This is a genomic window from Okeania sp. SIO2B3, from assembly GCF_010672525.1.
In the GTDB taxonomy this organism is placed as follows: domain Bacteria; phylum Cyanobacteriota; class Cyanobacteriia; order Cyanobacteriales; family Microcoleaceae; genus Okeania.
Map to the genome: position 1 here is coordinate 13476 of NZ_JAAHGH010000059.1, position 14500 is coordinate 27975.

Annotated in this window: 11 protein-coding genes; 10 read left to right on the forward strand and 1 reads right to left on the reverse strand. The window is 35.6% G+C overall.

Annotated features, from left to right (window positions below; translation table 11 throughout):
* Positions 1 to 168 precede the first annotated feature (168 nt).
* The 8 genes from F6K15_RS26090 to F6K15_RS26130 all read left to right on the forward strand — a co-directional run bounded on the left by F6K15_RS26090 (position 169) and on the right by F6K15_RS26130 (position 8106).
* Positions 169 to 912 (forward strand): Uma2 family endonuclease, encoded by a 744-nt coding sequence (locus F6K15_RS26090; protein WP_293066370.1) that lies wholly within the window; start codon positions 169 to 171, stop codon positions 910 to 912.
* Between the two features lie 79 nt (positions 913 to 991).
* A complete protein-coding gene (locus F6K15_RS26095) occupies positions 992 to 3787 on the forward strand; it encodes a TIGR02921 family PEP-CTERM protein (protein ID WP_293066373.1) in 2796 nt (931 codons plus the stop codon).
* 188 nt (positions 3788 to 3975) lie between these two features.
* Positions 3976 to 4188, forward strand: coding sequence for a hypothetical protein (locus F6K15_RS26100; RefSeq protein WP_293066376.1), 213 nt, complete (start codon positions 3976 to 3978; stop codon positions 4186 to 4188).
* Positions 4185 to 4385, forward strand: a complete 201-nt coding sequence (locus tag F6K15_RS26105; RefSeq protein ID WP_293066378.1) for a PIN domain-containing protein — start codon at positions 4185 to 4187, stop codon at positions 4383 to 4385. The genes F6K15_RS26100 and F6K15_RS26105 overlap by 4 nt, the downstream gene beginning before the upstream one ends.
* A complete protein-coding gene (locus F6K15_RS26110; RefSeq protein WP_293066379.1) occupies positions 4373 to 4588 on the forward strand; it encodes a hypothetical protein in 216 nt (71 codons plus the stop codon). Before F6K15_RS26105 ends, F6K15_RS26110 begins: the two co-directional genes overlap by 13 nt.
* Before the next feature lie 184 nt (positions 4589 to 4772).
* Positions 4773 to 4955: a hypothetical protein gene (locus F6K15_RS26115; RefSeq protein ID WP_293066381.1), complete on the forward strand. Its 183-nt coding sequence runs from the start codon at positions 4773 to 4775 to the stop codon at positions 4953 to 4955.
* 230 nt (positions 4956 to 5185) lie between these two features.
* Positions 5186 to 6535, forward strand: coding sequence for a tetratricopeptide repeat protein (locus F6K15_RS26125; protein WP_293066384.1), 1350 nt, complete (start codon positions 5186 to 5188; stop codon positions 6533 to 6535).
* A gap of 650 nt (positions 6536 to 7185) precedes the next feature.
* Entirely contained in the window at positions 7186 to 8106 is a 921-nt protein-coding gene (locus tag F6K15_RS26130) for an Rpn family recombination-promoting nuclease/putative transposase (protein WP_293066387.1), read from the forward strand.
* Between the two features lie 60 nt (positions 8107 to 8166).
* Here F6K15_RS26130 and F6K15_RS26135 read toward each other — a convergent pair whose 3' ends face one another.
* Positions 8167 to 8328 (reverse strand): hypothetical protein, encoded by a 162-nt coding sequence (locus F6K15_RS26135; protein WP_293066390.1) that lies wholly within the window; start codon positions 8326 to 8328, stop codon positions 8167 to 8169.
* A gap of 1658 nt (positions 8329 to 9986) precedes the next feature.
* Here F6K15_RS26135 and F6K15_RS26140 point away from each other — a divergent pair.
* Positions 9987 to 11300, forward strand: coding sequence for a serine/threonine-protein kinase (locus F6K15_RS26140; RefSeq protein ID WP_293066393.1), 1314 nt, complete (start codon positions 9987 to 9989; stop codon positions 11298 to 11300).
* 835 nt (positions 11301 to 12135) lie between these two features.
* Complete coding sequence (locus F6K15_RS26145; RefSeq protein ID WP_293066396.1) at positions 12136 to 14151, forward strand: CHASE domain-containing protein; 2016 nt, start codon at positions 12136 to 12138, stop codon at positions 14149 to 14151.
* Positions 14152 to 14500: the final 349 nt, after the last annotated feature.

Below are 14500 nucleotides of genomic sequence, written 5' to 3' on the forward strand. Positions count from 1 at the left end.
TACAATTTCCCTCCATATAGTTGAAAATGTAATAGAAGTTAAATAAATGCTTGTTTCATTCATTAAAAAGCTGTTTGCGCAGCATTCCGTAGGAAGAGCTGACCGCTAATAGCTGAATACTTACAATATTATATACTAAAAATACTGAGGTGCCTGAGGAAATAAAATATGACAATACAACTTCCCTTATCCCAAACTAACTCAGAAATAGTTTATCCAGATAGCGATGGACAACCCATAGCAGATAATACAATTCAATTTCGTTGGATTACAGTTATTCATTATAATTTAGCTTGGTTATTTGCAGATAATACTGAAGTTTTTGTGGCAGGAGATTTACTTTGGTATCCGGTAGAAAATAATCGTAAATTACGACAAGCGCCAGATGTCATGGTGGTTTTTGGAGTGCCAAAAGAAGACCGAGGTTCTTATCAACAATGGAAAGAAAATAATATTGCTCCACAAGTAGTATTTGAAATTCTTTCTCCAGGAAATACACCTAAAGAAATGGAGCGTAAATTATTATTTTATGACCGCTATGGAGTGGAAGAATATTATTTATATGACCCGCAAAAAAATAGTTTAACGGGATGGTTACGTTCTGAACTTTTCCTAGAAAGAATTGATGAAATAAATGGTGTTGTTTCGCCTAGGTTAGGAATTAGGTTTGAGTTAACAACAGAAACACTAATTTTGTACCGTCCTGATGAACAACCATTTACAGATTACATTGAAGTGCAGCAACAACTTGAGGTGTCAGAAAATCGTGCTTTAGAAGCAGAAAGTCGTGCCACTGTTGCTGAAGAAGAACTTCAACAGGAACGTCAAGAGAAGGAAATTGTTCAAGAGCGCGCTAAACGGTTAGAACAATTATTACGAGAAGCGGGTATCGATCCAGAAAGCAATGGATAGGTTGAATTTTGAGAGAAAATAGGCGTTCGCGGAGCGTTGCGTCAGCAGTATCGCTAAATAATTTGTAGGAGTAAATTTTATGAAAATTAAAAAATTTCTGAATCTGACTTTTTACAGTATCTTTTGGGTCTGGAATGTGACATTTTTGGGAGCTGTATATTTCTGGATTTTGCCAACTATTGGATGGTCTTTAATTGAAGATACTTTCTCTGGTTTAATTCCCAGTCAATTTTTAATTACTTTCATTGGAATAGTAGTAATTCCTACTGTTTTTACTATCATTGGTGGATGGCGGTTTCGGAAACAACCTCTGCAATTAATTCGTTTATTTTATGGGGTTGAAGCTCCCTTATTTTTACTCTGTCTTTTACGTTTATTCGTACTGCGAGAACTTACTCAAGCTAGCACTTTAATTTTAGCCACAATATTCATTAGTATTATCGCTTTTGGTCTGGAAATGTTAAATGGTTATGCTAATCAAAATCGGTTATTATCATGGCTACAAATGTTTGCCCACACTCTAATGTTATTAACAGGTTTATATGTGGGAGCATTACTACTATTCTATGCCGTGCCAGTATCCGTAATGTTAGTACGAGAATTTTTCTCATTTTACTGGCTTCTAGGAATTATTGCTGCTTTAACTTACTCTCCTAGCGATGTATTTCTATACCTCTTCTTGTTATTTATATTGGCTTTAACAACAACTTTATTTGTGTTTATGCCCTCAGCATTAGCCAGTTTATACGTTCATTCTGGACAAAAAATACTCAGAATATTTGCTAATCAATATAGTCATCAACGTACATTTCAGGGAATTATTGCGGTAATAACTGCCTGGATGATTTTGTTTGTTTCATTTCAACAACAACCCCAAGTTGTAGCTTTTCAAATGTTAGATTTACCAGTCAGAAATGAAGGCGATCGCCAAGAACTTTTAGCTAATTCTAATTTAATTAAAGATGGATTAGTCAATGCCTATTTATCCTCATATCGTTATCTCGGTACAGCCGCCCAAAGTAACCAAATTCGGATTATGTATAGAAGCACACTTGGCTTACCAGAATCGATAAATCAATCATTACAAAATTACTTCAATCATCTAATTTCACCATTCTTATATCAAGGCTCTTCTAAAGACAAAGAAAAAGCAGGAAAACTATATAGTCAATTTTTCGATACTCCCATCCAAAAAGGAGAACAAAAAACAATTCTTCAGGCTATCCAATCAACAGCAAATCGAGATGAAGTTAAGGCGGGATTATTAAATATTGGTCAACAAAAAGTCTGGCTAAAAGAACAAGAAATTACAGTGACAGAACATGGAGACTGGGCAGATATAGAACTATATGAAATTTATGAAAATCAAACCTTTGAACCCCAAGAAATACTCTATTATTTTACCCTTCCAGAAAGTGCAGTTATTACAGGTATTTGGTTAGGTGATACTGACAACTTAGAAAAACGTTTTCCTTTCAAAGTTTCGCCCCGTGGTGCAGCTCAAAAAGTTTACACTTCCCAAGTACGACGAGAGCGACCCGTTGACCCCGCACTCCTAGAAAAAGTCGGACCCAGGCAATATCGTTTACGAGCATTTCCCGTACCAGCAAAATTGTCCGCAACCCAACAAGAAGAAAACCCCGAACAACCCACTCAAATGCACCTGTGGTTGACTTATCAAGTAATGGCACAAAACAATAGTTGGGCATTACCGCAGTTGACAGAAAAACGCAACATATATTGGAATAAAGACACTCAACGAATGTACAACGCCGAGTTTGTCAGAAATTATCAAGAAACATGGTTGCCACCCACGGTATCAGCGATCGCCGAACAAACTCCCCGACAACATCAGATAAATTTCCCTAACAACTACAGTATTTCTGCTCAACCCCTAGAAACACCAGAGGAATTTTTAGTAGAAAGCGGACGTTTTGCAGTGGTACTTGATACTTCCTATAGCATGAAAGCTCAAACCAAAGAACTCAAAAAAACAATTAACTCCTTGCTGGAAAATGGTTTTGGAGACCTGAGTTTTGGCAATGGTGATGCTGACTTATATCTGACTAATGTTACACTGCCACCCGAACGCATTGACGATATTAGTCAGTTTGATGTAGAGAAAGTAACATTTTTCGGTACACTCCAATACAAAGAAATGCTGGAACAGTATCTCCAGTTACGAGGTGACACTCGCTACAAAGGAGTAATATTGGTCAGCGATGAAGGTAGTTATGAATTATCTAGAAACAACAAAGAGATGCCAAATTTATCTGCACCTTTGTGGATGTTGCATTTAGGTACGATGCCGCCTGCTTATGATGATGCCACATTAAAATTGATTCAACAAAGTGGGGGTGGAGCAGCAACAAAACTTGCCCAAGTCTTCCAACAAGTGACCGCAAAATCAAATTTCGGAGAATCTGTTGTCAGCGTTGCCGATGGTTATGCTTGGTTTCTGGAGAAAAAATCTCGTGGGGAAACGACAGAAGATAATTTTGCACCTCTGGCAGCTCAACAGTTAGTTTTGGGGTTGAGTAAACAAATGAACTTAGAAACTCTTGATGAATTAGATACTATTCACGCGATCGCCAAAACCTATAAAATAGTCACTCCTTATTCTTCCATGATAGTTTTAGTTAACGACGAACAACGGGAAGCACTCAGACGCGCAGAAGCAGCAGCAGACCGTTTTAACCGCAAAGTTGAGGATGGCAAGGAGCAGTTAACTGACCCCAATAACCCATTAGAAAATGTAAGTGTACCCGAACCTGGTATGGTATTAGGAATGGTGGTAATGGGAATAGGGTTATGGGTAAGTCAAAACAAGTTAAAAGTCAAAAGTCAAAAGTCAAAAGTAATTTCTGACAACTGATAACTATAGCGATTTTCAAATTAGGTTGTAAAATTGTATCCTAGTGGACTGTTTCATCTTAAATGATGCAATAGAAAATCCACTAGAGATTGCTTCACTATCGTTCGCAATGACAATTCTAACGCACCATTTTAGCTATGTCGGTCTACTACCAGCTACCAGCTACTTCGTTAAGGGAATGCTCAATTATGAATTTACAGGAAATTATCAATTCACTAGAAACTTTATCTCAAAAGGAACAGTCTGTTTTATTTGAGATTTTACGGGAAAGACAAAACCAAGAAAAGAAGGATTTTCTAGTCCGATCATTACGGGGAAAATATGCTCATGTTGCAACCAGTAGTTATGACTTTGCTCGGAGAAAACAGAAAGAAATCGATCTAGAGGATAAGGCCAGATGAATATTGTTTTAGACGCTTGTGCTGTTATTGCTTTCTTTAGAGATGAGTCGGGAGCAGAAAAAGTAGAAAAATATTTATCTGATAGTCAATATAATTCTTTAATTCATGCAATTAATATGTGTGAAGTTTATTATGATTTTTGGCGTAGCGAGGGAGAAGAAGTTCGGAGGAAATTGTTCAAGATTTGCAAAGTATAAATGTCATTATTCGAGATGATTTAAAAGTTGATTTTTGGCAACAAGTGGGAAAATATAAGGGAACAATTAAAAGGATTTCTATAGCTGATTGTTTTGCTTTGACTTTAGCTAATCGAGAAAGTGCAATATTGGTGACTTCTGACCGCAAAGAGTTTGAACCAATTATTCCTTTAAATATTTGTCAGATTGATTTTATTCGTTAATAGGAAAACTTGTGCAGTAATGTTAATTATCATTAATGAGCCATAATAAATTAGTTATCTTTGGTCATCTTGAGATGGCTTCTGCTGTGAGCCAAGAAATTTATTTCTTGGCGAATTACTTGGTGTATTACTTATTTTTTCCAGAATTTTAATCCCATAATTTTTAGTCTTTTAAGGAGAAATAATGACAACTCTTAAATTTCCTTCCCAAGTAGGGGAAGATGAAATTGTACCGATAATTACTGAAGAGCAAAAATCTCGATTAGAATGGCAGAAATTTATTGACGAAACTTACGGTTCTTTGGCTGATGAAAATTTACAAAGACCGCAACAAGGCAATTATGAAGTTAGAGAAATAATAGAATGATGATTTACAAATTGCTGCTATTGCTTTAGCTAATAATCTAATATTAGTGACTCATAATGTCAGAGAATTTAGCAGAGTAGAAGGATTAAAAATTGAAGACTGGGAAGCAGATTAATAGTTAAGAACTTTTGGTTTAATACGGAATCTAAAAAGATGCTTTTGTGGTCTATAAAGAAAAGCGATCGCTCTATAATCAAATTATCTTTTAATTAACCAAATCAAAATTACCAATGACTAGATCGTCCCCAAACCATTCTCACAATAATTCTCTAGGAGCTGTAAATGTTAACTGGTTAGTAATAACGACAGCAATAGCTACGGTTGCTGCTATTGTTGGTATTATTGCTGATGGAGGCACTATTTTTAACTGGTTTAAAGGATCATCTCCAACAAAAACAGATAATGATAATGTTACTCTTGTTGCCCCCCCTTCTCCGACTAGAGAAAATCAGACACCTAGAAATTATGATAATGTCACCGCATCTCAAACCCAGGATGCTAAAACTTACTATAATCGCGGTAAAGAGCATTACGATCTGAGAAATTATGAACAGGCGATCGCTGACTTTAACCGAACTATTCAACTTAATCCCAAATATGCTATAGCTTACATTTACAGAGGTCTTGTTTACTATTACCAGGGAAATTATGAACAGGCTATCGCTGACTATAACCGAGCTATTCAACTTAATCCCAAAGATGCTTATGCTTACAATAACAGAGGTGTTGCTTACGGTAAGCAGGGAAAATATGAACAGGCGCTCGCTGACTATAACCGAGCTATTCAAATTAATCCCAAATATGCTGATGCTTACAACGGCAGAGGTATTGTTTACTATAACCAGGGAAATTATGAACAGGCGCTCGCTGACTATAACCGAGCTATTCAACTCAATCCCAAATATGCTGATGCTTACAACGGCAGAGGTATTGTTTACTATAACCAGGGAAATTATGAACAGGCGATCGCTGACTATAACCAAGCTATTCAACTCAATCCCAAATATGCTGAAGCTTACAATAACAGGGGTATTGTTTACGAGAAACAAGGAAAGTATGAAAAGGCACTTGCTGATTACGGGGAATCCATCAGGCTAAACAATTCTGAACTTTGGTTCCCTTACAATAACAGGGGTATTGTTTACGAGAAACAGGGAAAATATGAACAGGCGCTCGCTGACTATAACCGAGCTATTCAAATTAATCCCAAATATGCTGAAGCTTACAACGGCAGAGGTATTGTTTACGAGAAACAGGGAAAATATGAACAGGCGCTCGCTGACTATAACCGAGCTATTCAACTCAATCCCAAATATGCCAATGCTTACAATGGTAGAGGTATTGTTTACAAAGAACAGGGAAAGTATGAACAGGCGCTCGCTGACTATAACCAAGCTATTCAAATTAATCCCAAATATGCTGATGCTTACTATAACAGAGGTAATGTTTACAAGGGTAACAACTCTATTGAAAAAGCCATATCAGACTTTGAAAAAGCTGCCGACTTATACAAACAACAAGGAAATCAAAAGTGGTATCAAAACTCTCTAGATCAACTCAAAGAATTACGAGGAAATTAGTATTTGTAGGTTGGGTTCAGGTAACGTTAGCGCCAGCTTATCCGTAGGATAAACCCAACATCAGCCCAAAACGCCAAGGTGTTGTTGGGTTTCACTGTCGTTCTACCCAACCTACTTTTATCGAGTTCAACACTTCCCAAAAACGATCTTTACTTCAACCAAACCATCAATAGCAACTGATAACTAATAACTAATAACTGAAATAGTCAAGGAGAGACTTTAAACCTTTCGGCGTTAATTATCAATTATCCATTATCAATTATCCATTAAATAATCAGCCCATTCGCGCACCCGACTATGGGCTACTGAAACCCCCTGACAACGATAATCCTCAAGGGATAATTTACTTTGCTCAACCATTTCCTCTTCCGTCAAAGATATAAAATTTAACGTTGAATCTATCTCTCCGTAATCTAGTAATTATTCTGTTTTTTTATCGAATTCATTTATCAGTAATTCCTCAAAATATTCTAAATTACCAGATGAATTTACCAGCCATTTTTGGAGCAGATTTTTAACTTGCTCTCCCGGTAGTGGCTCCAGGCGTTCTCATATTTTTTGTCTGAGATTATTTGCTTTCATAAATATCCAGATTAAATTATAATTTATAGTCTACCATAAATCATAGAAATTATAGGAAATATATAACCATGACATTTATCAGCCCTAAAATCGACTTTGCCTTTAAAAAAATCTTTGGTTCTGTTCACAGTCAAAAAATCCTCATTAGCTTTCTCAATGCCATAGTTTATAACAATCAAAATGTTATTCAATCTCTCAAAATAATTAACCCCTATAACCCTGGAGTTACTAACAATATCAAAGATACTTATTTTGATTTCAAAGCACTTTTAGATAATAATTATACCGTCGTTATTAAAATGCAAGCATTGAAGATAGATGATTTTGAAAAACCACAAATTTATAACTTAGCTAAAGCTTATGGAAATCAATTAGATAAAACGCAGGGTTATATGATGTTGCAACCTTTTATAGCTTTAACAATCGTCGATTTTGTTTTGTTTGAAGATACTGAGAGAATGATTACTAAATTCAGACTTCAAGAAGAGAAAAAATCGATTTATTACGAAGATGAATTAACATTAATGTTTGTAGAATTACCCAAATTTAACAAGAAATTATTAGAATTAGAAAGCCTCAGCGATAAATGGATATACTTTATTAAATCCGCTCCAAATTTAGAAGTAATACCAGAATCATTGGAAGAAGTATCAGAAATAGAAGCAGCATTAAAGATAGCAAATCGAGCCAACTTAAACAATAAAGAATTAGAGGAAGTAGAGCAACAAGAAAAGTTGATGAGAGATCAACAAGGACAAATTAGTTTCGCGAGAAACGAAGGAATTGAAATTGGAAGGGAAGAAGGAATTGGAATTGGAGTAGTGAAACAAATCTTACGTCAAATTCGCCGAAAATTTGGGGAAATATCTCCAGAAGTCCAGACTCAGATAGAGAAATTATCTTTGGAAAAATTAGATATTTTAGGTGAAGAAATTTTTGATTTAGCAACAGTGGTAGATTTGGAAAACTGGCTAAATAATAATGGATAATTGATAATGAAAAAGTTTTTTAAGTCTCTAGTTTTCTAGAAAACTCTCTATTTTAAAGTCTCATTCATCTTGAGTTAGCTTAACCGCAGCATTGAGAATATCGTCCTCAGTTACCAAAGAATCTAACCAGTCTTGATTTAGCTGCGGTTTAATTTTTTCTATTTGACGACGATAATCCTCAAGGGCTAATTTACTTTTCTCAATCATTTCCTCTTCTGTCAAAGATATAAAATTTAATGTTGAATCTATCTCTCCGTAATCTAGTAATTCTTCTGTTTTTTGATGGGATTCATTTATCAGTAACTCCTCAAAATATTCTAAATTACCAGATGAATTTACTAGCCATTTTCGGAGCAGATTTTTTACTTGCTCTCACGGTAGTTGCTCCAGGTGTTCTAATATTTTCTGTCTGAGATTATTTGCTGTCATAACCGTTTTTTGAGTTGTCAGTTTTTAGTTGTTATAGCATGAATTAATAAGGTACAGTATTATTTAGTTTTGATAATTCATTTAACTATTGTCCAATAGTTAAGGAAGCAAACTCACAAAGTAGCGATCGCTTGATTACTCAGTTTTGATAATTAACAGGACTTACGCAAATTCTTAGACAATACGCTATCGGTATGGGGCGAATGCCATTCGCCCCTACTAGATATGGCGGTTCTGCGTAAGTACTGATTAATTTAACTATTGTCCAATAGTTAAGGGAGCAAACTCACAAAGTAGCGATCGCCTGATTATCCATACTGAATAATTCATTTAACTATTGTCCAATAGTAAAGGAAACTGACAAGGTAGCGATCGCCTGATTATTCAGTCTCAATTATTAATTTAACTATTGTCCAACAGTTACAGCAGATTCCAAGTATATGAAGTACAGATATTAATAATTAAATGTTCTTAGTGCGAGCATCTTGCTCGCGCGGGTGTACCTCACCAAAGTGGAATCCGCTGTAACAGAGGAAACTGGCAAGGTAGCGATCGCCTAATTATTCAGTCTCAATTATTAATTTAACTATTGTCCAATAGTTAAGGGAGCAAACTCACAAAGTAGCGATCGCCTAATTATTCAGTCTCAATTATTAATTTAACTATTGTCCAATAGTTAAGGGAGCAAACTCACAAAGTAGCGATCGCCTGATTATTCAGTCTCAATTATTAATTTAACTATTGTCCAATAGTTAAGGGAGCAAACTCACAAAGTAGCGATCGCCTAATTATTCAGTATCGAGCATTAATTTAACTATTGTCCAATAGTTAAGGGAGCAAACTCACAAAGTAGCGATCGCTTGATTACTCAGTCTCAAGCATTAATTTAACTATTGTCCAATAGTTAAGGGAGGAAACTCACAAAGTAGCGATCGCCTAATTATTCAGTATCGAGCATTAATTTAACTATTGTCCAATAGTTAAGGGAGCAAACTCACAAAGTAGCGATCGCCTGATTATTCAGTCTCAATTATTAATTTAACTATTGTCCAATAGTTAAGGGAGGAAACTCACAAAGTAGCGATCGCCTAATTATTCAATCTCAATTATTAATTTAACTATTGTCCAATAGTTAAGGGAGGAAACTCACAAAGTAGCGATCGCCTAATTATTCAGTATTAGACATCTCCAAAAATCAAAAATAAAATCAATTATTACCCAGAAATTATCAATTATTCTTCCCTGTTCCCTGTTCCCTGTTCCCTGTTCCCTGTTCCCTGTTCCCTGTTCCCTGTTCCCTGTTCCCTGTTCCCTCTTTTATGGAAATGTCTATTGTGATGATTGATATCAGTTTTGCCTCACTTGCCAACCTACGGTATTATGACTCAATAATATTAAGATTACTTTTAACTCTTAACTTTTGACTTTTGATTTTTGAATTTTGACTTATTATGTTAACTCCAGGAAAAATTTTAAAAGAACGTTACCAACTACAAAAACAATTAGGTCATGTTGTAGCAGGTCGTAAAACTTGGCTAGCATTTGATTCCCAGTCACAAGAACAAGTAACCATCAAAATGTTAGCTTATAGCCCAGAAATGTTAGGGCAAGAATTAAATTTATTTGAGGCAGAAGCCCAAATTTTACAAGCCCTAAATCATCCTCGCATCCCTAATTATCGCGATTATTTTTTATTATATAAAGAAGCTGATGCAGGTTTATCATGGTTTGCATTAGTACAAGATTATATTCCCGGTTTTTCCCTCCAAGAATTATTAGATAGAGAGAAAAAATTTACAGAAGCAGATGTCAATAAAATTGCCAAAGAAGTATTAGAAATTCTGATTTATCTCCACGAACTAGAGCCTCCTGTTTTGCATCGAGATATTAAACCAAGTAACTTAATTATGGGTGCAGACCAACAAGTTTATCTGGTAGATTTTGGCGGAGTCCAATCTCAAGGTAATGCTAATGGAGCAACTTTTACTATTGTAGGAACTATAGGTTATGCACCCCTAGAACAATTTTGGGGTAGAGCAGTTCCAGCTTCAGATTTATATGCTTTAGGAACAACTTTAATTCATTTACTAACTGGAATTATCCCCGCAGATTTACCACAAAAAAATTATCAGATTCAATTTACTGACAAAGTTGATATTAGTCCTAGTTTAGGAACATGGATTAGTAAAATCACAGAAATGGATTTGGAAAGACGTTTTAAAAGTGCCCGTGAAGCATTATTAAACCTCGAATCACAAGCTAAATCTCAATCAAAATCACAACCGAGACTTATCTCCTCCAAAAAATCTGCAATTTTGAGCAGTATTATTAGTATTAATAAATCTTCAGACCTAATAGAAATATATACTCATGCTCCTAGTTTGAGAGAGCTAAAAAATTCTGGAATTGTTGGTGGAGCGCTTTGTATATTTTTTGGTTTACTGTTAACTAATCCAATTTATGGAATATTATTTTTTATCATTATTTTTGTGGGAATATATATACTATTTGGAGAAAAGAATTATATTTATATTGACCGTAATAATTTTCAGGTAGAACGACATTTATTTGATTTTGTTTACGGGAAATGTCAGGGAAATACTAGAGATATTTTACAAGTATTATCATCTAAATTTGAATCTGGTTATCAAGTTACAATTCAATCTCAAATAGATAAATCTCAACTCGAACGAGCGATGAATGCAAAAGATAGCACGCGGTTAGCTCAGGAAATTAATGAATGGTTAAATCAAAAACCAGATTGAAGAAGCAAGAAGGAAGAAGCAAGAAGCAAGAAGTGGATGGGGATAGTCAACGACCTGCCACTTCGTGTCTTATAGTAATTTGATAAATGTTTGCTACATTTTATTGAGCGGGGCAGTAGGAGAGTATTCAACAATTAATAATTAATAATTAACCATTAATAATGGCTTTGTTGCATAAAAGTTGCGATATAGCTGCCGCTAGGCTCCGCCAACGCAGCAAACCCCCTCCTAACTACTAGAATATTTATAACAAATATTGATCGCACCTGATCTTATACCAATTCCCAAAAATAATGCCATACTTCATTGGCATTTCAGTTATTAAGTAATTAACTTATGTCGAAAAACTTTTTTGCTACTCTGAGGTAAGTTAATGTTAATTATTCTTATGTTTACTTCCCCTCCTGGGAGGGGTTAGGGGTGGGTTTACTTCCCCTCCTGGGAGGGGTTAGGGGTGGGTTTACTTCCCCTCCTGGGAGGGGTTAGGGGTGGGTTTACTTCCCCTCCTGGGAGGGGTTAGGGGTGGGTTTACTTCCCCTCCTGGGAGGGGTTAGGGGTGGGTTTACTTCCCCACTTCCCTACTCTCCTACTATGCGAAAATATAGAAAAGTTTTTCAGAAATGGTATTATACTATTGGTCTGTCAAGATAGTTTTGAGAGTTAGCATTACCCAAAAATCACAGTTACAAAAATCTATCCATCATTTCAAAGTTGACAGACCACTATAGTGCAGATTTGAATAAAATATTTTTTAAAAGTTTATTAAAATTACTGAAATTATAATATTGCGATATAATCTTATTGCAAATAATTATTAATAGTGATTATAAAACTTATGTATTTATTCAAACGGTACACAGCCACTGGAATAGTAGGATTTGTTGGCATCAGCCTTTCGATCGTTGCTACCTTCATGGTTCACCGCTGGGAAGTTGCTAAAGATAGACAGCGGTTTGAACAAAAATCTACGGTATTAGTCGGTGAGTTGCAAAGGGAATTAGATAGCTATATCCAAATCACCAGATCGGTTGGAGCATTATTTAATACCGCCAAAATAATCACTAGGCAAGAATTTCAAGAATTTTCTAGTTCTCTATTACCATATTACAAAGGTTTGTTGGGATTAGGTTGGACTAAAAAAGTAGATGCTCAGGAACGCCAGATTTATGAGCAAAAGTTACAAATCCAAGGAATAATTAATTTTCGGATTCGCGAGTATGATTCAACAGGAAAACAAGTTGTGGCAGGCGATAGACCTGTTTACTTCCCCACAACCTACTTTGAACCCTTGGATCGATGGCAAAATTATATTAGTTGGGACGCAGTATCCGATCCGAAACGTTTGCGGACTATAAAAAAAGCAGAACGTCTTGGTGTGAGTGTGAGTACCCCTTTAGTGCAGTTGGAAAATGGCAAACCAGGATTTGTGCTTTACTCTCCTGTATTTACTTCTAATAACATCAATGTAAAAAATTCTCTTGACAAAAAACAACTTAATTCCCAGACAAAATTTCAAGGAGTAGTATTTGGTATTTTTGAACTTCAGACTTTCATAGAAAAAGCAGTAGCTCATCTCGATCTCAATGGACTTGATTTCTATCTATATGGTTTGCCAGAAGATCAGTTAGACTCAGCCTTAAACAAAACAGCAATCACAGCCACTGAATTTTTCCTAATTGCTTACAAAGCTGATACCGAAACTTTCACAAAATCCGCTCAAGTTGCAAAATTGGATTTTCTTGAACGCCCCATAATTCAATCACCAAACCCCTGTCATTATACTAATGAATGGCAATTCTGCATCCGTTCTCTTAATCTGGCGCAACAGGAACTTTCCCTGCTAGTCTTACCTTCTTCCAAACGTTATATTTATAGTTGGCGACCTGCAACAGTTCTAGCATTTGGGTTATTAGCGACCGGATCTTTAATGATGTATTTATTAATCTCCAAGCAAACAATGTTGAAAGTTGAGAATAAAAATCGCAAGTTAAAGCAATTATTGCAACAGCTAAAACAGACCCAATTACAATTGATACAAACTGAAAAAATGTCTAGTTTAGGGCGGTTGGTAGCGGGTGTTGCCCATGAAATTAATAATCCGGTCAATTTTATTACAGGAAATGTTGAATATGCCAGCAAATATTGCCAAGAGTTGTTGTATTTGCTTGACCTCTATCAAACCCAATATCCTATACCTACTCCAGATATTGAAGCAGTAATTGAAGAAATTGAGCTAGATTTTATTGCCCAAGATTTACCCAATTTATTGAATTCTATGAAAGTTGGGGGTGAACGTATACACGAAATTGTCTTATCTCTGCGTAAATTTTCCCGGTTAGATCAATCAGTAGTTAAAGATGTAGATATTCACACGGGTATTGAAAGTACATTGATGATCTTAGATCATCGGCTCAAAGCTCACTTCGAACGCCCCGAAATTCAGCTCAAGAAAGACTACGGTAATATACCTCTGATTATATGTCATGCAGGTCAATTGAATCAGGTATTTATGAATATCTTGAGCAATGCAATTGATGCCTTAGAAGATTCCATGGCAGTAGGCAAGTTCAAAGAGCGATCACCCATGATTTTCATTCAAACAGCTCAAGTTGATACCGGCTGGATTACGATCAAAATTGCCGATAACGGTCCTGGCATTGCACCAGATGTTCAAACTCGCTTATTCGATCCATTTTTTACAACTAAACCAGTTGGTAAAGGAACAGGATTAGGACTTTCAATTAGTTATCAAATTGTTAGAGAAAAACATGGAGGTTATTTAATATGTTCATCTGAAGAGGGAAAGAATACAGAGTTTATCATTAAGTTGCCGATCGCCATCAATTATTAAAAGTATTTTGAGAAGACTGCTAGCGTTGGTGATTTTAGCTATGATGGTTTGAGTCGTATCCACACTTGATCGTTTGTGTAAACCTAAGGGTGAATATCTAGAGGAAATTTAATAGCGGTACTTGATCATTAATAATAGACATCTCCAAAAATCAAAAATAATATGAAATATAAAAAAGAATGCTACGGATAATTTAGCTGGTTAAAAAACTTTACCCAGAAATATCGATTTGACTAAAAACAGAGTTTTACTCTAATAAATGATAACATAAGCTATTCCTACTGACTCCTGAGGACTGACTTCTTAAAACAGCAGTGCGTATTTGTAGCAAAAATTTGATATTTCATAT